The organism is Kocuria himachalensis, assembly GCF_054784195.1.
Genome location: NZ_BAAGPL010000023.1, coordinates 52877 through 73770, shown reverse-complemented (window position 1 = coordinate 73770; position 20894 = coordinate 52877). Strand labels below are relative to the sequence as shown.

Below are 20894 nucleotides of genomic sequence, written 5' to 3'. Positions count from 1 at the left end.
CGTACACCGCGTCCGGGGCCTCGGGGGTGGCGTTGTACTGGAGCTTCTGCTGGTGCAAGAACATCCTGACCTCCGTCATCGACTGCACTGCCCGGCCGTGGCGCGAAATCCTGCGCCCTCCGTCACCGGCTCTGCTCCCACGCTAGTGAGGGACGGAAGGAAATGGAAGTGTGCTGATCAAATGACGTGGGAACGGGCGTGCTCGTCCGCCTCACCCCGAGGCCTCCAGGTGGTGTACGGCGGGGACGCGGTGTCCCCGTGGGCGGGCAGTGCGTCGGGGACGAGCAGTTCCACCGGGCTGCACCCGTCCAGGGTCTCGTCGTGGTCCATCGCCCAGCGCAGCAGGTCCACCGCGATCGCCTCGACATGACCCGCGGCGGTGAGATCGACGCTGACGGTCACCGGGGGGATCAGTGTCCGGGCCCGGCGCACCAGCGGATACAGGACGTGCTGGTTGGCCTCGGTCAGGCACCCGGTGACGACCAGGCGCCGGAGATCGCATCCACGAGCAGCGTGCAGCTCTCACTGCCGGGAACATCGGCAGCAGCGTGAACCCCAGTCGCGTCAGTTCGCTCGTCAGACGTCGAAGTGGGTGGTGGCCGGTCCGCGGCTGACAGTGGCGACCAGGTCCGCGGCGACCTGGCGCAGCTTGACGTTGCGGTGGCTGGAGGCCGCCCGCAGGATCTCGAAGGCTCTCTCCTGGGTGCAGCGGTTCTGGGCCATGACGATGCCCACGGCCAGGTCGATGGTGGTCCGGGATTCCATCGCTGTCCGCAGGTCGGCCTCGGTCTCACGGTGGCGGGCAAGGCGTACGGCCAGGCGCAGGATGGTGGAGGCCTCGGCCACCCGGCGCTCGACGACCTGGAGGGTCGCCTGATCGAAGGCGCCGGGGACATCGGCGTAGACGTTCAGACCCGCTGTGGCCTCCCCGCCGAGGTCGAGGGGCACCCCCAGGGCCGAGCGGATCCCGTTGGCGGCGGCTGCCTGTCCGTAGGCCGGCCACCGCGGATCGGTGCGGGTGTCCCGGAGGTAGACCACCCGGTGCTCCCGGGCGGCGGTCAGGCAGGGGCCGTCACCGTAGTGGTACTGGATCTCGTCCAAGGCCTCGGCCCGGGGACTGGAGGAGGCCACGGTGACGGAGCGCTTGGGGCGCAAGAGGGTCACCGCGCACCACACCTCCTCGCCGTCGGTGGACAGCGCCTGGGCGAGGGTGGTGCTGAAGGCGTCGAGGAACCCGCCGATGTCCTCGGACTCCAGCAGCAGCTCAGGGAGGCCCGCCTGGGGGCTGCCGCCGGTTCCGTGCTCCGTCATGATCGTCTCCTTCGTCGCGGTTCGATGAGCCCCCGGCCCTGCCGCAGGAGGGCGTCCCGGCGAGGGGTGGTGTGGGTGTCGGTCCACGGGTGGCCCGGTGCCGTCGTCGTCCAGCAGGGCCCCGGCCCCGGTCGCGCCCGGGATCATCTGCTGAGCCGCCCGGGCCGGCCCACCGCGGTGGTGCCATCCGTCGCGGACAGCAGTGTTCCGTGCGACTGTGCGAGGACGGAACTCGGCTCACCGGGTGAAGGGTCAAGGGACACGGCGTGCGCCGTTCGGCGGGGATGACCGGGCTGGCGCGATGGCCGCTGCCGAGTCCGTCAGCGAAGAAGCCGCCTCCTCTCACCGACCCCTTCTTGCCGACCAGCCTACTGCCTGCTGCGCGGGACCGGTGGCCCGTTGCGACCCGCCGAGTCGTCCCGCAACGGTCGTGACGCCACCTCGCCGCTTCCTCCGCCCGGGCCGGTGGTGCAGGGGGTCGCCGGCGCACCCGCGGGTTCGTCCGGTGCGCTGCTGGAGGCGGTGGGGTGGACGAAGGCCGATGGGCAGCGGCCGTGGGCGGCGCCGGGACCTTCACAGGGCGGTGCTGACGGTTTCCCCTCAGCCGGGGGAGTTCGTTAAGGCATGTTGCTCGGTGCCGGAGCGTCAGAAGGCCCTGACCCATAGGGTGGCTCCCGGTTGCACTGATGTTCGATCTGTGGGGAGTTGACGGCAATGGCGCCGAAGACGGTTTTTCTGGCTTTCGCCGAGCAGGACGAGTTGTTCCGGGACCTGTTCACCACCCAGTGGGCCCGGGCGGGGGACCAGGCCCGGGTTCTGGATGCACTCGGTGACGGGACGCGCCCGGGTGAGTGGAAGAAGCACGTGCGGGAGCGGATCCGCGGCTGCGACGGGGTGATCGCGTTGATCGGCGGCTCCACACCGGCCTCGGCCGCCGCGCTGTGGCAGATCCGGTGCGCGGTGGACGAGGGCAAGCCGTTGCTGGGCCTGTGGGTGGAGACCGAGCACCGGTCGAAGCCGGCCGAGATGGGCCCGGCGCGCTGCGAGTCCTGGACGTGGGAGAACATCGGGGACTTCATCGACCGCCTCTGACCCACTGGACGAGCGCCGCGCCGCCGGCCAGGACCTGGGCGGGCGGCGGGCGCCTGGTGCACCGTTCTGGCGAGGGACCTGTCGGTGCCGGACGGGAGTGGGAGAGTTGGGGCATGCGCGCAGTGGTCGTCGAGGCAGTTCGAGGTCAGCCCCAGGTCCGTGACGTTGCCGAGCCCACGGCACCGCCGCACGGGGTGGTCGTCCAGGTGATGGCCACGGGGATGTGCCGCAGCGACTGGCATGCCTGGGCAGGGCACGACGAGATCGTGCTGCCCCACGTCCCCGGGCACGAGCTGGCCGGAGTGGTCGCCGCGGTGGGCCCGGGCGTGCGGCGGTGGAGGACCGGCGACCGGGTGACCGTCCCGTTCGTGTGCGGCTGCGGTCGGTGCGACTGGTGCCGGTCCGGCAACGCGCAGGTCTGTCCCGATCAGGAGCAACCGGGTTTCACCCACTGGGGGTCCTTCGCCGAGTACGTCGCCCTGCACGGGGCCGACACGAATCTCGTGGCCGTTCCCGAGCGCGTCGACTTCGCCACGGCGGCCGGGCTGGGGTGCCGGTTCGCCACGGCCTACCGGGCCCTGGCCGGTCGGGCGCGCGTCGCCGAAGGGGAGTGGGTGACCGTGGTCGGGGCCGGCGGGGTGGGGCTCAGCGCGGTGATGATCGCCCGGGCGCTGGGCGGCCGGGTGATCGCGGTCGACCGCAACCCCGAAGCGCTCACCATCGCCCGCGAGCTCGGCGCGGAGCACACGCTGCGCGCGGACGGGGTCGGCATCCCCGCGGCTGTCGCCGATCTCACCGGCGGGGGCAGCCACGTCGCCGTCGACGCCGTGGGCAGCGAGCAGACCTGCGCTGACGCGATCCTCAGCCTTCGCCGGCGCGGGCGGCACGTCCAGATCGGTCTGCTGCCGCCGGTCGAGGGCCACCCGCGGGTGCCGATGGCGCGGGTCATCGGCTGGGAGCTCGACCTCCTCGGCAGCCACGGCATGGCAGCGGCCGACTATCCGGCCATGATGTCGCTCATCGAGCAGGGCGCACTGCACCCCCAGAAGCTCATCGAACGCACCATCGGACTCGAGGCAGCAGCAGCGCTGCTGCCGGTGTTCGACACCGCGGCGGTCGCCGGCATGACGATGATCGACCCCGCGCTGTAGACCCGCTCGAAGGGGGCGTGCGGGCGTCCCGCCCTGGGCCGAGGGGGCGCTGCGCGCTCGGCGCCGATCGAGCACCCCGGTGCTGACCCCGGGGGCGGGGGCGCGTGCGGATCGGCCCCGGCGTCAGGAACCAGGTGCCGCCACCCGGACCCCCGCCCCGTGTCCTGACAGCCGATTTTCGTGGATCGCGAAGAATCAGCAATGTTCTCCCGGAAAAGGAGGTGCGCCCCCTTCCGTCTCCGGCAGAGTGATCTGCACCACTCGGGGGAGGTGAACTTCCCCGGTGCATCGTGTGAAGGGCGACCGCCGTTCACCCCGGTGTCCGCCGCTCCGATCCCCGTCGGCTCCACCGCCACCGTCCAGCTCCGCAACCACCCACCAGGTGCCCCCGAGAACGCTTCGGACCCGACCTTCTCTCCGACCGGCCTGACGGCGCCGCGTGCGCCCGTCCCCCGGCCGACAACGAGGACCTCACGATCGAACAGGAGACGACCGCATGAACCGACAGGCCGTTCATCTGAACGCGCACGAGGTGACTCCCGTAGGACTGTGGAGCCTTCGTGCCGGCGCACCCACCGTGGCGACCGTGGTGTCACTGAATTTCCCCGGCCTCACGCCGCACACCCGGGACCTGATGCGCCGCTTCACCCGCACCGCCCTGCAGGGCCTGGTCAACACCGGAGCCCGGCCGATCCTAGTCGACTCCAGTGCCCGGCAGCTGCCCGACCCCGCGGTCACCGCGACCGCGGACGCGGTGCTGGTGCTCGGCGGCGGGGACGTCGACCCTGCCCTCTACGGCGTGGGAGGGCCCGTGCCCAACGCGTACGGGGTGGACCGGCGCGCTGATCTCTACACCATGGACCTCCTCGGTCGGAGCCTCGACCGCGACGTCCCGCTGCTGGCCATCGGCCGGGGATCCCACCTGCTCAACGTCGCGTGCGGGGGCACTCTCGTCCCGGATCTCGGCACCGGCCACGGGCACCGCGGTGAGCCGGGGGACCCGATGTGCCCGGAGCAGGAGGTCGCCCTGGAGCCGGGGAGCAGACTGGCCACCGTCTTCGGTGCTCACCGGCTCGCCGTCCGCTCCGATCACCACCAGGCGGTGGATGTCGTGGCCCCCGAGCTGCGCGTCGCCGCCGTGGCCGATGACGGTGTCGTCGAGGCGACGGAGCACCGGGAGCGCACCTGGGCCATCGGTGTGCAGTGGCACCCGGAGGACTCCCACGGTTCGGCCGCGGATCGCGGGAAGCTGTTCTCCGCCTTCGTGGCCCAGGCCGGGGCCGCCCGGCGCCGCGCCCCGAGGCCGCGTGTGCTGGCCGCATGAGCAGGTCCGCCTCCTGTCCGCGCAGCGGAGAGCCACGCCGCGGCGCGGACAGGAAGGGCGGCGTCCGGACCACGAGCGGGCCGATCTGCTCGAGGAGGCGTCCCCCACCGAGGAGAGTCACCGAGGAGCGGACGGTGTGACGTCCTCCGCCAGGCCGGCCAGCCATGCGGCGCACAGCGCCGGCCAGGACGCGGGCGCGCCGGTGCCGCCGGCCAGGCCGAGACCGTGCGGTCCACGGGGAAAGACGTGGAGGGCGTGGGGGACCCCCTGGCGCGCCAGCGCCTGGGCCAGCAGGTAGGAGTGCTGCACCGGCACGGACGCGTCATCGGCGGTGTGCCACACGAAGAAGGGCGGAGCGGCTCGGGTCACCAGCCGGTCGAGGGACGTGACCGCCCGCGCCTCGGCCGAGGGGTCCGGGCCCAGGAGCTCCTCCTGCGACCCCTGGTGCGTGTCGAGCTGCATGGACACCACCGGATAGCCGAGGACCACGGCGTCGACCCGCTCGGGCCCCGAGGACGATGCGGTGAGCGCGGCGTGCCCGGCCAGATGGCCGCCGGCGGAGAACCCCAGCAGGACGACCCGCTCGGCCCCGGCTGCCCTGACCCGGCGCACCTCGGCGCGCACGGCGTCCACGGGGGCGGGGTGCCTGGCGTGCACGGGATAGCGGAGGACACCGGCGCAGAGGCCGAGCGCACGGAGCCACTCGGCCACCGGCTCGCCCTCGTGGTCCGCGTGCCGGGCGTACCCGCCGCCGGGGAGGACGACGACGTGCGGAGCGGGCGGCGCCGCGTGCGGTGTCGCGCTCGCCGGTCCGGCGGCCGGGGGAACAGGGTCCATGGGCGGTGCCTCTTGGTCGGTGCTTCCTGGTCGGTGGTGGCCGGTCCCGTGGCGGAGCGGACCGGGTCACCGGGCGAGCACCGTCTGCGCCGGGGAACAGCAGGACATCGGTGCCCGTTCGTCCCGCGCGGGCGCATCCGGGCGTCCGAGGACCTACTCTGTCATCATGCTGATCACCACCGCGGCTCCGCCCGCCCCTGTTCAGACCGCGCCGGAGGTCCTCCGATGAGCGGCGGTCTGATGGCCCTGCTGGACGACGTCGCCGCCATCGCCCGCGTCACCGCCGCCTCCGTGGACGACATCGGCGCGGCCGCGGGACGGGCGAGCATGAAGGCCGCCGGCGTCGTCGTCGACGACACGGCCGTGACCCCGCAGTACGTCCAGGACGTCTCCCCGGCCCGCGAGCTGCCCATCATCTGGCGGATCACCAAGGGCTCGCTGCGCAACAAGCTGGTCTTCATCCTCCCGGTCATCCTGTTGCTGAGCCAGTTCGCGCCGTGGCTGCTCACCCCGATCCTCATGCTCGGCGGCAGCTACCTGTGCTTCGAGGGCGCCGAGAAGATCTGGTCGAAGGTCTCGGGCCACGGTGCCAAGGCCAAGACCCCGGTGGTCGAGAAGGGCAAGAGCGCCGAGGACACGATGGTCGGGGGCGCGGTGCGCACCGACCTGATCCTCTCGGCCGAGATCATGGTCATCTCCCTCAACGAGGTGGCAGGTGAGCCGCTGCTCTCGCGGGCGGCCATCCTGGTGGTCGTGGCCATCGGCATCACCGTCCTGGTCTACGGGGTGGTGGCCCTGATCATCCGCATGGACGACTTCGGTCTGCACCTGGCCGCGCGGTCCTCCCCGACCACGCAGAAGATCGGCCACGGCCTGGTCAAGGGCATGCCCGGGCTGCTCACGGTCATCTCGGTCGTGGGCACCGCCGCCATGATCTGGGTGGGCGGGCACATCATCCTCGTCGGCCTCGACGACCTGGGCTGGCACGCGCCGTACGAGGCCGTGCACCACGTCGAGGTCCTCGTGCACGACGCCGTCCCCGGCGGACTCGGCGCGGCGCTCGCCTGGCTCACGAACACCTTCTTCTCCGCGGTCGCGGGCCTGCTCTGGGGCGCCGTCCTGGTGCTGGTGTGGGAGCTGCTGCCCTTCGGCAAGGGCGAGCACGAGGCCGAGCACGCCGCCCACAGCGCCCACGAGGCGCAGGGCGAGCAGCACGGGAAGCACTCCACGGCGGCGTCCTCCTCGGCAACGTCCTCGGGGGAGGACGGCAACGGCCCGTCCGACCCCACCCCGCCGGCCGACGGAGGCTCCACCGCGGCCCGGTGACCGCGGCCCGGCCGGGTCGGTCCGTCCTCGGAGGGCCCGTCGGACTCCCGCTCAGAGGTCGTCGGGGTCCCCGGCGCGGGCGTTGAGGTACTCGTCCAGGACGGCGGAGCCCAGATCCCCAGGATCCGGCGCCACCACGCGCCCGTCGATCCGCTCGGCCATCCGCCGCAGGAACCGCTCCAGCCCCGGGTCGTCGCCGAGCCGGAAGAACGTCGCCTGGGCCCCCATGCGTCCCAGCCGGTCGAGCTCCTCGACCGTGGCGCGCAGGGTCTCCGGCTCCGTGGGCCAGGAGAACCAGCTCTCGCCGTCGGGCAGCAGGTGCGCCGTGGGCTCCCCGTCGGTGACCACGAGCAGGACGGGCTGCATCGAGGGGTGCTTGCGGAAGAACCGGGTCGCGAGCAGCAGCGCGTGGTGCAGGTTGGTGCCCTGCTCCCGCACCGGCGGCAGCCCCGTGAGTTCGTCCACCGGCAGGGCCCGGGCGTAGCGGCCGAACGCGACGATCTGCAGCTGGTCCCCCCGGAACCGGGTGGTGACGAGGTGGTGGAGCGCGAGCGCCGTGCGCTTCATGGGCACCCAGCGCCCCTCGGCGGCCATCGAGAACGAGGTGTCCACGAGGAGGACGACGGCGGCCTGCGTGCGCGCCTCGGTCTCGGCCACCTCGATGTCGCGGACGTCGAGGCGCAGCCCCCGCCGGGCGTCGCCGCCCTCGGCGGCCGTGCGCCGGATCGCGTTGGTCACGGTGCGGGTCACGTCCCACGGCTCGGCGTCCCCGAACTGCCACTCCCGGGTGGCGCCCGAGGGCTCGCCGGCCGCCCCGGCGAGGCGGGTGTCGCGCTGACCGGTCCGGGAGGACAGGTTCTGCGCGGCGTCCCGCATCAGTGCCTTCCCGATCCGGCGCACGGCGCGGGGCGAGAGCCGCAGGTCCCCGTCGGCGCCGCGCTGCAGGTAGCCGCTGTCCCGCATGGCCCGCTCCAGCTCCGTGAGGGTCCGGGCGGACACCGCGGCGTCGTCGCCCAGCTGGCGTGCGAGCGCGTCGAGGTCCATGTCGTCGAGGTTGGCGCCCCGGTGGTGCTGCGCCAGCTGCTCGGCGAGCACGTCGAGCTCGGCGATGTCCTGGAGCACGCCCGTGCCGTCGCCGAGCCCCAGGCCGTCCTGGCCCTCGAAGTCCTCCGACCCGCCCCAGTTCTCACCGGGGCGCAGGGCCTGCAGATTGGCGTCGAGCTGGCCGAGCTGGTCCATGAGCTCGGGGGAGCCGAAGGCCTGGGCCGAGAGCTGCATCAGCTCCTGGCGCTGCTCGGGCGACATGGAGTTCAGCATCCGCTGGGCCGCCGCGGCGCGCTGGGCCATGGCGTCGATCAGCTCCTCGACCGACTGCGGGTTCTCGGGGAAGTAGTCCCCGTGCTTCGCCATGAAGTCCTGGAAGTCCTCGTCGGTGTCCTCGCCCCGCCCGTGCTTCTCGAGCAGCTCGTTGAGGTCCCGCAGCATCTCCGCCACGGCCTCCCGGTCGGCGTCCGTGGCGTTCTCCAGGGCCTGCTTCATCCCGGCGAAGCGCTGGTCGAGCAGCTCGCGGCCGAGGAGGTCCTTGATCTGCTCGTACGCCTCCCGCGCGGACGGGGACTGCCAGTCGTAGGACGCGAGCTCGCTGACGGCGGCGGCCGTGGAGCTCGGCAGCCCGTCGAGCTGCATCTCCCGGAAGGAGCGGTCCATCGGGTCCATCCGGGCGTCCCGAAGGAACTGCTCGCGCTCCAGGCGCAGCGCCTTCTCGAGCAGCTTCTTCGCCTCCTCGAGCGTGCCGCCCAGGCTGTGGCGCTTCAGGAGCTCGCGCCGCCGCTGCTGCACGCGCCGGGACAGGTCGTCCAGGCCGTCGCGGCCGCGGCCGCCCCGCCGGAGGAACTCGCGCAGCGCGTCCTCCGGCGAGTACCCGGCCATGACGTCCTCGGAGACGGCCTCGAGCGCCTCGGACAGGTCCACCGGCGGGGCCAGCGGATCGGGTCCTCCGGTGTACCGGCCGTATCTCGAGGACCGGTGGTGTGCGGGCATGACGCCCCCTCTGTGTCTTCTCTGCGTCGTCTCTGCGACCCGGTGCGGGTCCTGGTGCCGTCCGTGCGGTCAGCCGTAGACGGTGCCGGCCTCGTCGGCGTCCTTGGAGATCTTCTGGGCCAGGTAGAGCCCCTCGAGCGCCAGCTCGATCGCGCTGGCGCGCTGCCCCGGCGTGGTCGCGCCGAGGCGTGCGGCGATCTCGTCGTAGGCGGTCGCGGCCCCGTCGTCGTCGTCCCTCGTCAGCTCAGGGAGCCCGGCGAGGAAGTCCTGGGCGGAGACGTCGTCGCCGGTGGACACGGTCGTGCGGCCGTCGAAGGCCTCCACGACCGGCCCGAGGTCGAGACCGCGGAAGCGGCCGCGCACGGTCTCGGCGGTGGCCCGGCGGAGCAGGTGGTCGAGGATCGCGCGCTCGCGGCCCTCCTCCCCGGACTCGAACTCGATCTTGCCGGCCAGGACGTCGGTGGCCGTCTCCATGTCCACCATCCGCGCGACGGCCTCGTCCTCGCCGCGGATCGTGGCGCGCCGCAGCGCCGCCGCCGCGACCGTCTCCGCGCCCGCGATCGCGAAGCGCGCCGACACCCCCGATCGCTGGTCCACCGCGGAGGACTCCCGCAGCAGGCGGGTGAACCGGGCCAGGGTCTCGAGGATCGTGTCCGGGACCTCGGCGATCAGCTCGGCCTCCTGGCGGATCACGGCGATCTCGTCCTCCAGCTCGAGCGGGTAGTGGGTGCGGATCTCGGCGCCGAACCGGTCCTTGAGCGGCGTGATGATCCGGCCGCGGTTCGTGTAGTCCTCGGGGTTGGCCGTGGCCACCACCAGCACGTCCAGCGGCAGCCGCAGGACGTACCCGCGGATCTGGATGTCCCGCTCCTCCATCACGTTGAGCATGGCCACCTGGATGCGCTCGGCGAGGTCGGGCAGCTCGTTGATCGCCACGATCCCGCGGTGCGAGCGGGGCACGAGCCCGTAGTGGATGGTCTCGGGGTCGCCGAGCCGCCGGCCCTCGGCGACGCGCATCGGGTCCACGTCCCCGATGAGGTCCGCCACGGACGTGTCCGGGGTGGCGAGCTTCTCGACGTAGCGCTCCGACCGGTGCCGCCAGACCACGGGCAACTCGTCGCCCTCGAGCAGGATCCGGCGCCGCGACGCCTCGGTCAGCGGCTCCAGGGGGTGCTCGTTGAGCTCGGACCCCTCGATGGCGGGGGACCACTCGTCGAGCAGGCCGGCGAGGGTGCGCAGCAGGCGGGTCTTGCCCTGGCCGCGCTCGCCGAGCAGCACCACGTCGTGGCCGGCGAGCAGGGCCCGCTCGAGCTGGGGCAGGACCGTGCGCCCGAGCCCGTGCAGGCCCGGCCAGGGGTCACCGCCCTCGGCCAGCGTGCGCAGGAGGTTCTCGCGGATCTCCTCGCGCAGCGTCCGGTGGGCGACGCCGGCGGCGCGGAGCTCGCCGAGCGTGCGGATGTCAGGGTGATCGCTCCGATCAGTCACAGCGCCAACCTAACCCCGGCGTCAAGAGGGGGCCCGTGCACAGGGCCCCGGCACCGCCGCAGGCCGTGCCCGACGGCGTCCGACGACGACGACCGACGACGATGACCGACGGCGGCCCCTGTGGCCGCGGGGGCCCCGCCAGTACGCTGGTGCATCATGGTCACTCGCAAGACACCACGGAGCACCCTCGTCCTGCTCGTGCGGCACGGGGAGACCCCCACCACGGGCAAGGTCCTGCCGGGGCGGGCCCCCGGCCTGCACCTGTCCGAGCGCGGCCGGGCCCAGGCGGACGGGGTGGCGGAGCGGCTCGCGGGGGTGCGCGTCGACGCGGTGTACACCTCGCCGCTCGAGCGCACGCGCGAGACCGCGGCGCCGACCGCAGCCCGGACGGGCCGGGAGGCCGTCGTGGAGCCGGGGCTGCTCGAGTGCGACTTCGGGGAGTGGACGGGCGAGGAGCTCTCCCGCCTCTCCCGGCTCAAGGCCTGGTCGACCGTCCAGCGGGCGCCCTCCACCTTCCGGTTCCCCGGCGGCGAGAGCTTCCCCGAGATGCAGGCGCGGACGGTCGGGGCCGTGGACCGGGTGCGCGCGGCCCACGAGGGCGGGGTGGTGGTCTGCTTCTCGCACGCCGACCCCATCAAGGCGGCGCTCGCCCACGCCCTGGGCACGCACCTGGACCTCTTCCAGCGCATCGTGGTCAGCCCGTGCTCGGTCTCGGCGATCTCGTACGCGCCGGGGCAGGCGCCGGTCGTGCTCACGGTGAACTCCACCGGCGAGCCGCTGGCCGGCCTGAGGGCGTCGTGAGCGGACGCTGATGGGCGAGCTCGTGCTCCTGACGGAGGGCCGGATGGAGCTCCTCGGACTGATCCGGGAGAGCAGCAACTCGGCGCTGCTCGTCGAGGTCACGCTCGAGGAGGAGTCGGTCTGGGGGATCTACAAGCCCCTGGAGGGCGAGCGGCCGCTGATCGACTTCCGTCCCGGCCTGCACCGGCGGGAGCGCGCCGCGTACGTGCTGAGCGAGTTCCTGGGCTGGGGCATCGTCCCGCCCACCGTCCTGCGGCAGGACGGACCGTTCGGCACGGGGTCCCTGCAGCGGTTCGTCGAGCACGACCCGCAGCAGCACTACTTCACCCTCTACGACGCCGCCCCCGACACCCACGACGCCCTGCGCCGGATCGCGCTGTTCGACCTCGTGGCCAACAACGCCGACCGCAAGGGCGGCCACGTGCTGCGGGGCGCCGACGGCCGCATCTGGGGGATCGACCACGGACTGTGCTTCGCGGCGGCGTTCAAGCTGCGGACCGTCGTCTGGGACTTCTCCGGCGAACCCGTCCCCGAGGACCTGCTGCAGGACATCGCCCCGCTGGCCGACGACGTCCCCGCCGAGCTCGCCGAGCTCCTCGACGCCACGGAGGTGGCCGCGCTGCGGCGGCGGGTGCGCCGGCTGCTCGACGAGGCGGTCCTGCCGGTCGACGCCACCGGCCGCCGGATCCCCTGGCCGCTGCTCTAGGCGCGGTCCGGCCGGTCGACGTCACCGGCCGGACCACGGCGGGGCGCCTCGTCGCGCCCTCCTCGCCAGCGGCCGTGGCACTGTGCCTGCGGCACGGGCTAGCGGCGCAGGGTGGCCGCCGGGTTCTCGCCGTAGGCCTGCCGGTGGCGGCGCGCGAAGTCGCCGGGGTGGGTCATGCCCCAGCGCAGGGCGATGCCGCGCACGGTGTCGCCGCGGGCCGGGTCGCCCCGGACGAGGTCGTCGTGGGCGGCCACCAGCCTCAGCTCGCGCAGATAGGCGCCCGGCGTGGTCCCGGCGTGGGAGCGGAAGGCCCGGGTGAGCTCCACGGTGCTCACCTCCGCGTGCCGGGCGACGTCCTCGACCGTGATCGGCGAGGACGCGGCGGCGTGCAGGAACTCGACGGCGCGCCGGTAGGCCGAGTGCAGCCCGGCGGCCGACGCGCGGCGGGACCCGGATGCCTCCGCGAGGGCGAACGCCTCCAGGGTCGCCACCGACATCCGCCGCCGCAGATCGGCGCGCAGCAGGGGGACGGAGGCGACCGCGGGGTCGGCCAGGACCTGCTGGACGAACGCGAAGGTGCTCCTCCAGTGCCGCTCCCGCCCGGGGGACCGCGGGCGCGGGTCGTGGAACGCGACCTCGAGGGTCTCGTCCCCGTAGACCGTCCGGGCGGTCTCGCGCAGCGTGGACCGGCCGATGTTGACCGAGTCGACCAGCAGCTGGTCCACCTCGCCGTAGTACTCCTGGCCCGGCTGGAGCAGGAACACCCCGAGCCCGCCGCCCGAGCGGCCGTCGATGCTCCAGTCGACGCCCCCCGCGCGGGGCAGGACGACCGAGAAGACGTCGTCGAGCACCATCCGGCCGGTGATGCTGCCGCGGAAGGTGAGCCGGCCCAGATTGAGGTCGGCGTCGCCCCGCACCTCCTGGCCGTACAGGAACGACGACTCGTCGGCGACCGTGCCCATGCGCGCACTGGTGTAGATCTGCCGCAGCGCCTCGAGGGCGACCTCCGGGTCGGTGGTCGTCACGTTCAGGTGGATCAGCGCCTCCGTCTCCTGGTGCATCCCGTCTCAGCTCCGCAGGGTGGTGGCCGGGGCCTGTCCGTGCCGGTCCCGGTAGGCGGCGGCGAAGCGACCGCGGTGGGCGAAGCCCCAGCGCGCGGCGACGGCCTCCACGGTCGAGCCGGTGGTGGGGTCGGCGGCCAGCAGCTCCCGGTGGACGGCGTCGAGCCGGACGGCACGCAGATAGGCCGTCGGGGTGGTGCCCAGTTCCCGGCGGAACGCGGCCTGGAGCCCGCGCACGCTCATCCTGGCGGCCGCGGCGATGTCGGCCGGGCCGATGTCGGCGGCCACGTGCTCCTCGATGTGGGCGACCGCCCGCCGCACTGCGGACGGAGCCGGGCGGGACTGCCCGGCAGCTGCCTCGCCGTGGTCCAGGAAGGAGCCGGGAAAGGTGTGCAGCAGGACGGTGGTGAGGGAGCGGGCGGCCTCGGACCGGACCAGGGGGCTGCTCATCGCCCGGTCGTCGGGCAGGAGGTCGCGGGCCAGGTGGGAGACCGTCCCGTGCCAGTACTGCGTCATGGCCGGCGACACCGGACGGGACCCGGTGAACGCCAGCCGGAAGCTCTCGTTCCCCAGCAGCTGCCGGGCGTGCTCCTCCACCGCCGCGGGGTCCAGGGACACGGTGGTCGCCTCGAGCTCGTCCCATCAGCTGGTGAAGGTGCGCCGGGGGAACAGGAAGGGCCCGGTGCGGGGGAAGCGGTCGCCGGCGCTGGTGGCGCTCAGGGCGCCGGCCGTCACGTGGCACACCCGCAGCACGCCGGCGCCGTCCGTCCGGCCGGTGCACGAGGAGCCCTTCAACCGCACGCGCTCGTAGGCCACGGAGCCGATCCCGGTCGAGGCCAGGGCCATGTCGAACAGGCCGTCCGGGGACCGTCGGACTCCCCGGAGGGCGAAGACCTCGTCGAGCACCGCGACGCCCTCGGCCGGGTCGCGGGTGGCGAAGAAGGACCGGTGCACCTGGGAGTCCATGGTCCGCAGGCTACGCCGGGCCGCGGGAGGAGTCGACGGCAGGTCCCGCTCGCCCGGAATCGTGACGTCGGCGTGATCGGCCCGTGCTCCGGATCAGCCGGCGGATCCGGTGTCCTCCGCCTCCGGGTGCGGGTGGACGAGGCCGAGGCGGGGCATCACGCCGATGCCCAGTCCGGCGGCGACCAGTCCCATGGCGGTGTCGACGTCGTTGCACTCCACCCGGTACTGCGGGGTGAAGCCCGCCGCCGAGCACGCCTCCAGGACCCGCCGGCTGCACGTCCCGAGGGGCCCCTCGTGGGTGACCCAGGGGATCTCGGCCAGATCGGTGAGGGCGACCTCAGCCTCCGCGCCGAGCGGGTGGCCCACGGGGAGCACCACGTCGAACGGGTCGTCGAGCAGGTGCGTCCACGTCACGCCGTCGGCCGGCACGGGCAGCTCCGTCACCGCGAGGGCCAGGTCCACCTCGCCGAGGCCCACCCGCCCGGTGGGATCGCCGTCGGGCTGCAGCTGCAGCTCCACCTGGACGTCGGGGTGGGGGCGGCCACGGCGGGAACGACCAGGGACCGTCCTGCGGTGCTCAAGTACTCCACCCGCAGCCTGGTGCGGCGCCGGCGCCGGTAGTCCTCCAGGGCCTGGCGGCGCCGGTGAGCACGTCCTCGAGGGGCCGGGCTGCCGCGCCGTCGACCCTTTGTGCCGTCCAGTCTGGAAGCGTCCACCGGGAAGGACCAGCAAAGAGTTCCGCACGACTGTTCGGCTGCGCCGAAGGGTCGACCGGCGCGGACGTCGCCTCGGCGACGTGGCCCCCGTCCGCGCTACGCGGCGGGGGAGGCGGTGCTGTGGGTGGCTTCGATCGCCATGCGCACCACGGCGAGCACCCCGCCGGCGCGGAAGGCCTCGCGCTGGCGCCGGGCGCCGGAGCCGTGGTGCAGGATCTCCGCGACCACGGAGCCGATCTGCTCGGCCTCCCCGTGCTCGGTGAGCACCGGGTGGAGCACCTCCAGCAGCTGGGCGACCACGTCCGCGGCGGGGCGCAGCGTCCGGGTCACGGGGCTCACGAGGGGGCCGCGGACCCCGGTGTGGCTGGCCTGCCACATCCACGCCCGCAGCACCGAGGCGCGCACCTCGGGTGCCGCGGCTCCCGCGCGCCAGTCCCGGGCGGCGTGCTCGACCAGGGCGCGGGTGAGGGCCGCCAGCACGGCCGCGTGCCGGGCGTCCAGGCACACGTCCGCGACCCGCACCTCCAGGGTGGGCAGGTGCTCGCACAGGCGGGCGTCGAAGTAGAGCATGCCCCCGTCCAGAGGCACCCCCGAGCTCAGCAGGTCCTGCCGGTGGCGGTCGTAGGCGGCGGCGGAGCCGAAGGTCTCCGGCGGGCCGGCGGTGGGCCACCGGCTCCAGGCCTGGTAGCGGAAGCTGCTGTAGCCCGAGTCGGCGCCGTTCCAGAAGGGGGAGTTGCTGCTCAGGGCCAGCAGCACGGGCAGCCACACCCGGATCCGGTCCAGCACCGCGACGCCCTCCTCGCGCGAGCCCACCGCCACGTGGACGTGGAATCCGCACGTGAGCTGCTCCCGGGCGGTCAGCCCGAAGCGCGCGCTGACCAGCTGGGCGCGGCGCTCGTGGCCGATGTGCGGGGCCACGGGGCCCGGTGCGGTGGGCAGGGCCACGACCCGTCCGCCCACCCGCACGGCAGCCGCGTCCGCCAGGGCCCGTCCCGTCCGGATGGCCGCCAGCTGCCCGTCCAGGGTGGTCTGCGGTGGACAGTCGACCTCGATCTGCTCCTGCTGCAGCTCGGTGGACAGCCTGTGGCCGGTGTCCGCGGCCGCCCCGCCCAGGCCCACGGCCTGCTCCCCGGCCGGCAGCGGCTCCAGAGTCTGCGCATCGACGAGCAGCAGCTCCTCCTCCACGCCGAACGTCCGCACGCCGCAACCTCCCCGTCTCGGCACGTGTTCGGGGGGAGCGTAGCACCGCCCCGCGGGCGGCGGGTCCGTGGCGGCGGGCGGGGACTGGTCGTCCCGGGAGGGTGCCGCGCCCGGTCCCGGACGTCGACCTGCACGGTGGTTCCTGCTGCCGGCGTTCGTGGTCCCGGAGGTGGTCGCCCTGCTCGTCCGGGGTGCGCGCGCGGCCCCCGGAGCTCTTGCCGGGAGCCGGGCGCGGGCGTAACTTGGTGGCCATGTTCCTGTCCTGATGCCCCGGCCCGCGTCCGCGGCCGGCACCGTCGATCGGAGCCCGGGGGGCTCCGCGCATCCGGTGCCGCACTCGCCCGGCGGGCCCCACCCCCAGCATCGACAGGACCCCACCGTGACCTCCACCGCCCTCTCGGCGGCGACAGCCGCCACGCACCGCTCCGCCCATCTGCGCCTGGACGGCATCGGTGTCAGCCACCCCGGCCGCCGGGTCCTCACCGACGTGTCGCTGACCGTCACCGCCGGTGAGCGCATCGGCCTGATCGGGGAGAACGGCGCCGGCAAGACCACCCTGCTGCACGTGGCCGCCGGCCTCCTCGTGCCGGGCACCGGCACCGTGCACCGGCCCGAGGCCACCGGGCTGCTCCGCCAGGAGCTCGACCTCCCCGCCCCCACCACCCTGGAGCAGGTCGTCGAGCAGTCCGTCGCGGAGATCCGCGCCCTGGAGCACCGGCTGGCAGTGCTCGCCGCCGGGATCGCCGAGGAGCCCGGCGACCCCGCGACGGCGGACGCCTACGACGCCGTGCTCCGGGACGCGGAGCGCCACGGCCTCTGGGCCCTCGACGCCCGGATCGAGACGGTCCTGCACGGGCTCGGCCTGGCCCGGCTGCCCAGGAGCCGGGCGGTCGGGGAGCTGTCCGGCGGACAGCGGCGCCGGCTCGCGCTCGCGGCGCTGATGCTGGCCCGGCCCACGGCGCTGCTGCTCGACGAGCCGACGAACCACCTCGACGACGCCGCCGTCGACTTCCTGGCGGGCGAGCTGGCCGGCTGGCGGGGCCCGGTGCTCCTGGCCAGCCACGACCGCTGGTTCCTGGACGAGGTGGCCACCGGGGTGGTCGACCTCGATCCCGCCCTGGGGCCCGACGAGTCCGCCGGCGGGCCGCCCCGGCAGGGCACGCCGTCCACGGGCGGCTACAGCTCCTACCTCGAGCACCGGGAGCTCGCCCGCCGCCGCTGGGCCGAGCGCTTCGCCGCCCAGGGGCAGGAGCGGGAGCGGCTGCAGGAGATCGCCGACGTCTCCGGCCGGGAGATCTTCCACACCACGGCCCCGAAGTCCGAGGGGCGGATCACCCGGAAGTTCTACGGCGACCGCGCCGCCAAGACCGTCGGCGGCCGGGTGCGCTCGGCCCGCCACCGGCTGGCCGCGCTCGAGCGCACCGCGGTGGGCGCCCCGCCGGAACCCCTGCGCTTCGCGGGCTTCGACTGGGGCGCGGCCACCGCGATCGACGCCGAGCTCCCGCTGGTCCGGCTGACCGGGGCACGGGTCGAGGGACGCCTGGCGGCGACCGACCTCGAGCTGCGCGCCGGGGACCGGGTGCTGGTGGAGGGCCCGAACGGCACCGGGAAGTCGACGCTGCTCGCCGTGCTGGCCGGGGAGCTGCGCCCCGACGGCGGGACCGTGCAGCGGCAGGGCTCCGTCGTCGTCGGCCGCCTGGCCCAGGACGACGCCTGGCCGGACCTGTCGTGCACGGCCGAGGCGGCCTTCCGCTCCCGGCTGCGCGACGGCGACCGCGCCCCGACGCTGGAGGAGCTGGGCCTGCTGCGCGCCGGCGACGCCGACCGTCCCCTCGGGGAGCTCTCCCCCGGGCAGCGCCGGAGGGTCGCGCTCGCGGCCCTGGTCGCGGAGCCCGCCCCGCTGCTGCTGCTGGACGAGCCCACCAACCACCTGTCGCTGGCCCTGGCCGAGGAGCTCGAGCGGGCACTGGAGGACTTCCCGGGCACGGTGGTGCTGGCCACGCACGACCGGTGGGTCCGGCGACGCTGGCGGGGCCGGGTCGTCCCGGTGCGGCCCGGGACGGCCTGACCGCCTCCGCGGCCGGCTACGGCGCCGCTCTCGGCACGGGAGAGGCGGCGTCCTCGCGCACGTACGCCTCGATCTCCCGCCCGGCGTCCCCGAACCAGGGTGCCGACTCCTCGTAGTCGGACCACCCGTCGGTCAGCACGGCGACGACGTAGTCGCGCCCGCCGAGCTCTACGATCCCGGCGTCGTGCGAGACGTCCACCAGCAGACCGGTCTTGTGCGCGAAGCCGACGTCCGGGGAGAAGCCGCTGGAGAGGGCGTAGTCGAGGTGCTGCTCCTCGAGGAAGCCCAGGAGCAGGGCTGTGGAGGAGCCGGAGAGCAGCTCACCCCGGCGCAGGCGCTCGAGGAGGGCGGCGACGTCGGCGGGCGTGGTGGTCATCGCGACGACGTCCTGCGACCCGGTGGCGGGATCGAACGTGGTGGCCGCGAAGCCCTGCTCGTGCGCGAACGCCTCGACCTCCTCCCATCCGAGCCAGCGGCCCAGGGCCGCACCGGAGGCGTTGTCCGACCAGCTGATCATCACGTCGAGGGCCTGCTCGACCGAGAGGCCCAGCTCCGGCACGACGTCCGAGAGGGCGAGGGCGCCCCGGTCGGCCTCGTCGAGGACCGCATGGGCCAGGAAGAGCTTGTAGAGGCTCGCGCTCGTGAACGGACGGTCGGCGTTGCGGGCCACCACCTCTCTCCCCTCCGGGTCGAGCAGCACCACCCCGAGCTCCCCGGGCACGCCGGCGGCGAGATCCTCCAGGTCCGCCGTGAGGTCCGCGGCGGCGGCCTCGATCGTCGGGGCGGCGGTCGTCACCAGCTCGTCCCCGCCGCACGCGCCGAGGAGGAGGGCGAGGGCGGCGCCCAGTGCCGCGGCGGGGCGGGCTCGGGTCCCTCGACAGCTCGTGCGCACGGTGCGCCTTTCGTTCCCGGACGGACGGGGACGAGGGCGGATCGCCCCGGCGGGCGGCGCCGGTCCCGCTGTCGACCGTACCGGCGCCCTCCTGGAATTCTGCTGAGCATGTTCCGCCAATCCCGTGCCCGTCCCTTGTGCCGGATTGGGAAGCGTGCTTGTCTTTGAGGATTCATGCAGAACCACCGAGGAGGGGTCATGGCTGCAGCTGCGGGCGAGAACTGGTGGCGGAGGACGCTGGCGATCGGGTTCCTGTCCTTCGCCGCCCTGGGACTCGCCGGGTGCGACAACTCCGGGTCCGGTGGCGAGGAGAGCACGGAGCAGGAGGCTCCCGCCGAGGGTGAGGAGACCGCCGAGGACGAGGCCACCGACGCCACGGAGAAGGAGTCCACGACCGGGCCCATCAGTCCCACGGAGGGCGAGGGCCCGGCGGAGCGGGATGACGAGCAGGAAGACGGCTGACCCGGCCGACCCCTGGGCGGCGGCGCCGGAGCTGCCCCGCCCCCACCTGATGGACCAGCGCTGGGAGGACGCCGTCTTCCTGCACTGGCGGATCCCCGTGTCCGCCGCGGCTGCGCGGATGCCGCCGGGGGTCCGGGCCGACGTGGTCGACGGCTCCGCCTGGGCGGGCCTCGTCGGGTTCCGCATGCACCGGATCCGGCTCGGCGCCGCGGTGCCCCTGCCCTGGTGGGGGAGCTTTCCCGAGATCAACGTGCGCCTCTACTCGCGCGAGCCGGACGGCACGCGCGCCGTGGTGTTCCTGTCCCTCGACGCCCCTCGGCTCGCGGTGGTCCTCGGCGCCCGCGCCGCCGGCCTCCCCTACGTGTGGTCGCGGTGCCGGGCCGTCGCTGCCGACGGGGCGGACCCGGACTGCGGCTACGACGTGGAACGCCGCCGCGGACGGACGACGTCCTCCTTCGCCGTGCGCCCGGACCGCACCGTCCGAGCAGACGACGAGCTGTCGGTGGAGCTCACCGCGCGGTTCGGTCTGCACAGCAGGTTCGCCGGCCGGACGGTGCACGTCCCCGTCTCGCACGAGCCGTGGCCGCTGCACCCCGCCACGGTCACGCACCTCGAGGACGGGCTGCTGGCCGCGGCCGGCCTCGACGTCGACGGCCCGCCCGAGTCGGTGCTGTTCTCGCCGGGCGTCCGGACCCGGATCGGGCGGCCCCGGACGGTGCGGAGCCCCTGATCCGCCGGGCCCGCGCGCGGCTTCCACCGCCGCCCCGGGGCCCTGCGTCCCCCGAAGCGGGCCCTCCGGTCCCCACCAGCCCCACAAGAGTGGGCAGGCCCCGGACCGCGCGGGCGGTGCAGGATGGAAGCAGCTCCCACAGGGGCGACCGGGGGGACTCCGGTCGAGGTCGCTCCCGGAGCCGCTCGCCCCCGCGACCGATCCGCCGGGGGAGCCGCACGCGAAAGGCCCGCCGTGACCACACCGACCGCTCCCGAGCTGCCGCAGCTGCCGGAGTTCTCCGGCCGGTCCTCGAACGAGCCGGGAGCCGCACGCCCCGACCGCGCGATCGAGCCGGCGGTCACGGGCGCCCTGCTCCTGCTCCTCGCGCTGACCGTGGTCCTGGCCGTCCTCGTCCGCGCCGTGCCGCTGGGACCGCTGCTCACGGTGGCGCTCCTGCTGCTCGTGTCCGTCGGGGTGCTCGCGCTCGGCGCCCGGGAGGACGGCGGTCCCTTCCTGGCAGGGTCGCCGGAGGATCCCGCCGACGAGGCGCCGGAGACGCAGGGGGTCTACTACTACGACCGGCACGGCCGGCCGGTGCCCATCGACGACGCGTTCTGAGGGCCCTCCCGTCCAGCGTCCCGTTCCGGAACGGTCCCCGGCCGCACCGGAGCCGTGTCCGAATCGTGTCCGTCATCTTCGCCCATGTTGGCCGATGCGCCCTGACCTGCGCCTACGTTGGTGACG

21 protein-coding genes are annotated in these 20894 nt (G+C 74.2%); 10 read left to right on the top strand and 11 right to left on the bottom strand.

What is annotated here, in order from left to right; all coding sequences use genetic code 11:
• Positions 1-177 precede the first annotated feature (177 nt).
• Entirely contained in the window at positions 178-402 is a 225-nt protein-coding gene (locus tag ACYVM4_RS16145) for a hypothetical protein (protein ID WP_460669192.1), read from the bottom strand.
• A gap of 174 nt (positions 403-576) precedes the next feature.
• Complete coding sequence (locus tag ACYVM4_RS16140) at positions 577-1311, bottom strand: GAF and ANTAR domain-containing protein (RefSeq protein ID WP_368822562.1); 735 nt, start codon at positions 1309-1311, stop codon at positions 577-579.
• 714 nt (positions 1312-2025) lie between these two features.
• On the opposite strand from ACYVM4_RS16140, the gene ACYVM4_RS16135 reads away from it, so the two are divergent.
• From ACYVM4_RS16135 to ACYVM4_RS16125, 3 genes are all read left to right on the top strand, one after another.
• Positions 2026-2403, top strand: coding sequence for a TIR domain-containing protein (locus tag ACYVM4_RS16135; protein ID WP_460669191.1), 378 nt, complete (start codon positions 2026-2028; stop codon positions 2401-2403).
• Positions 2404-2516: 113 nt separating this feature from the next.
• Positions 2517-3554 (top strand): zinc-dependent alcohol dehydrogenase family protein, encoded by a 1038-nt coding sequence (locus tag ACYVM4_RS16130; RefSeq protein ID WP_460669190.1) that lies wholly within the window; start codon positions 2517-2519, stop codon positions 3552-3554.
• Between the two features lie 586 nt (positions 3555-4140).
• Positions 4141-4878, top strand: coding sequence for a gamma-glutamyl-gamma-aminobutyrate hydrolase family protein (locus ACYVM4_RS16125; protein WP_460669189.1), 738 nt, complete (start codon positions 4141-4143; stop codon positions 4876-4878).
• 117 nt (positions 4879-4995) lie between these two features.
• On the opposite strand, the gene ACYVM4_RS16120 is transcribed toward ACYVM4_RS16125, so the two are convergent.
• Positions 4996-5715: an alpha/beta hydrolase gene (locus ACYVM4_RS16120; protein WP_460669188.1), complete on the bottom strand. Its 720-nt coding sequence runs from the start codon at positions 5713-5715 to the stop codon at positions 4996-4998.
• 225 nt (positions 5716-5940) lie between these two features.
• On the opposite strand from ACYVM4_RS16120, the gene ACYVM4_RS16115 reads away from it, so the two are divergent.
• Positions 5941-7041, top strand: a complete 1101-nt coding sequence (locus ACYVM4_RS16115; RefSeq protein WP_460669187.1) for a DUF808 domain-containing protein — start codon at positions 5941-5943, stop codon at positions 7039-7041.
• Between the two features lie 51 nt (positions 7042-7092).
• Here ACYVM4_RS16115 and ACYVM4_RS16110 read toward each other — a convergent pair whose 3' ends face one another.
• Entirely contained in the window at positions 7093-9081 is a 1989-nt protein-coding gene (locus tag ACYVM4_RS16110) for a vWA domain-containing protein (RefSeq protein ID WP_368822555.1), read from the bottom strand.
• A gap of 69 nt (positions 9082-9150) precedes the next feature.
• Complete coding sequence (locus tag ACYVM4_RS16105; protein WP_368822553.1) at positions 9151-10566, bottom strand: sigma 54-interacting transcriptional regulator; 1416 nt, start codon at positions 10564-10566, stop codon at positions 9151-9153.
• 156 nt (positions 10567-10722) lie between these two features.
• Between ACYVM4_RS16105 and ACYVM4_RS16100 the strand changes: the two genes are divergently transcribed.
• Together ACYVM4_RS16100 and ACYVM4_RS16095 are read left to right on the top strand one after the other, a co-directional pair.
• Complete coding sequence (locus tag ACYVM4_RS16100) at positions 10723-11367, top strand: MSMEG_4193 family putative phosphomutase (protein ID WP_460669186.1); 645 nt, start codon at positions 10723-10725, stop codon at positions 11365-11367.
• Positions 11368-11377: 10 nt separating this feature from the next.
• Positions 11378-12073: an SCO1664 family protein gene (locus tag ACYVM4_RS16095; protein WP_460669185.1), complete on the top strand. Its 696-nt coding sequence runs from the start codon at positions 11378-11380 to the stop codon at positions 12071-12073.
• A 98-nt stretch (positions 12074-12171) separates the two neighbouring features.
• On the opposite strand, the gene ACYVM4_RS16090 is transcribed toward ACYVM4_RS16095, so the two are convergent.
• The 5 genes from ACYVM4_RS16090 to ACYVM4_RS16070 all read right to left on the bottom strand — a co-directional run bounded on the left by ACYVM4_RS16090 (position 12172) and on the right by ACYVM4_RS16070 (position 16016).
• Entirely contained in the window at positions 12172-13134 is a 963-nt protein-coding gene (locus ACYVM4_RS16090) for a helix-turn-helix transcriptional regulator (protein WP_460669184.1), read from the bottom strand.
• A 6-nt stretch (positions 13135-13140) separates the two neighbouring features.
• Entirely contained in the window at positions 13141-13752 is a 612-nt protein-coding gene (locus ACYVM4_RS16085; RefSeq protein ID WP_460669183.1) for an AraC family transcriptional regulator, read from the bottom strand.
• 24 nt (positions 13753-13776) lie between these two features.
• Entirely contained in the window at positions 13777-14100 is a 324-nt protein-coding gene (locus ACYVM4_RS16080; protein ID WP_460669182.1) for a hypothetical protein, read from the bottom strand.
• Between the two features lie 93 nt (positions 14101-14193).
• A complete protein-coding gene (locus ACYVM4_RS16075; protein ID WP_460669181.1) occupies positions 14194-14619 on the bottom strand; it encodes a LysR substrate-binding domain-containing protein in 426 nt (141 codons plus the stop codon).
• A 293-nt stretch (positions 14620-14912) separates the two neighbouring features.
• The gene (locus tag ACYVM4_RS16070) at positions 14913-16016 is read right to left on the bottom strand and encodes a glutamate--cysteine ligase (protein WP_460669180.1); all 1104 of its coding nucleotides are present in this window, start codon (positions 16014-16016) and stop codon (positions 14913-14915) included.
• A gap of 379 nt (positions 16017-16395) precedes the next feature.
• On the opposite strand from ACYVM4_RS16070, the gene ACYVM4_RS16065 reads away from it, so the two are divergent.
• Positions 16396-18084, top strand: coding sequence for an ABC-F family ATP-binding cassette domain-containing protein (locus ACYVM4_RS16065; protein ID WP_460669179.1), 1689 nt, complete (start codon positions 16396-16398; stop codon positions 18082-18084).
• A 16-nt stretch (positions 18085-18100) separates the two neighbouring features.
• Here the strand turns inward: ACYVM4_RS16065 and ACYVM4_RS16060 are convergent, their stop codons facing one another.
• Complete coding sequence (locus tag ACYVM4_RS16060) at positions 18101-18976, bottom strand: serine hydrolase (protein ID WP_368822542.1); 876 nt, start codon at positions 18974-18976, stop codon at positions 18101-18103.
• A gap of 198 nt (positions 18977-19174) precedes the next feature.
• On the opposite strand from ACYVM4_RS16060, the gene ACYVM4_RS16055 reads away from it, so the two are divergent.
• The 3 genes from ACYVM4_RS16055 (at position 19175) to ACYVM4_RS16045 (ending at position 20768) form a co-directional block, all read left to right on the top strand.
• Positions 19175-19438: a hypothetical protein gene (locus tag ACYVM4_RS16055; RefSeq protein WP_460669178.1), complete on the top strand. Its 264-nt coding sequence runs from the start codon at positions 19175-19177 to the stop codon at positions 19436-19438.
• A 49-nt stretch (positions 19439-19487) separates the two neighbouring features.
• Positions 19488-20168 carry a YqjF family protein gene (locus ACYVM4_RS16050; RefSeq protein WP_460669195.1) on the top strand — a complete coding sequence of 227 codons (681 nt, stop codon included), beginning with the start codon at positions 19488-19490 and terminating at the stop codon, positions 20166-20168.
• 234 nt (positions 20169-20402) lie between these two features.
• On the top strand, positions 20403-20768 hold the full coding sequence (locus ACYVM4_RS16045; RefSeq protein WP_460669177.1) for a hypothetical protein: 366 nt from the start codon (positions 20403-20405) through the stop codon (positions 20766-20768).
• The last annotated feature ends 126 nt before the right edge of the window (positions 20769-20894 follow it).

What these genes read in the sequence shown, in the direction of transcription:
- ACYVM4_RS16140 (WP_368822562.1), bottom strand. Translation starts at nt 1,311, where the DNA reads ATGACGGAGCACGGAACCGGCGGCAGCCCCCAGGCGGGCCTCCCTGAG.
- ACYVM4_RS16135 (WP_460669191.1), top strand. Translation starts at nt 2,026, where the DNA reads ATGGCGCCGAAGACGGTTTTTCTGGCTTTCGCCGAGCAGGACGAGTTG.
- ACYVM4_RS16130 (WP_460669190.1), top strand. Translation starts at nt 2,517, where the DNA reads ATGCGCGCAGTGGTCGTCGAGGCAGTTCGAGGTCAGCCCCAGGTCCGT.
- ACYVM4_RS16120 (WP_460669188.1), bottom strand. Translation starts at nt 5,715, where the DNA reads ATGGACCCTGTTCCCCCGGCCGCCGGACCGGCGAGCGCGACACCGCAC.
- ACYVM4_RS16115 (WP_460669187.1), top strand. Translation starts at nt 5,941, where the DNA reads ATGAGCGGCGGTCTGATGGCCCTGCTGGACGACGTCGCCGCCATCGCC.
- ACYVM4_RS16110 (WP_368822555.1), bottom strand. Translation starts at nt 9,081, where the DNA reads ATGCCCGCACACCACCGGTCCTCGAGATACGGCCGGTACACCGGAGGA.
- ACYVM4_RS16100 (WP_460669186.1), top strand. Translation starts at nt 10,723, where the DNA reads ATGGTCACTCGCAAGACACCACGGAGCACCCTCGTCCTGCTCGTGCGG.
- ACYVM4_RS16095 (WP_460669185.1), top strand. Translation starts at nt 11,378, where the DNA reads ATGGGCGAGCTCGTGCTCCTGACGGAGGGCCGGATGGAGCTCCTCGGA.
- ACYVM4_RS16090 (WP_460669184.1), bottom strand. Translation starts at nt 13,134, where the DNA reads ATGCACCAGGAGACGGAGGCGCTGATCCACCTGAACGTGACGACCACC.
- ACYVM4_RS16080 (WP_460669182.1), bottom strand. Translation starts at nt 14,100, where the DNA reads ATGGACTCCCAGGTGCACCGGTCCTTCTTCGCCACCCGCGACCCGGCC.
- ACYVM4_RS16055 (WP_460669178.1), top strand. Translation starts at nt 19,175, where the DNA reads ATGGCTGCAGCTGCGGGCGAGAACTGGTGGCGGAGGACGCTGGCGATC.
- ACYVM4_RS16050 (WP_460669195.1), top strand. Translation starts at nt 19,488, where the DNA reads ATGGACCAGCGCTGGGAGGACGCCGTCTTCCTGCACTGGCGGATCCCC.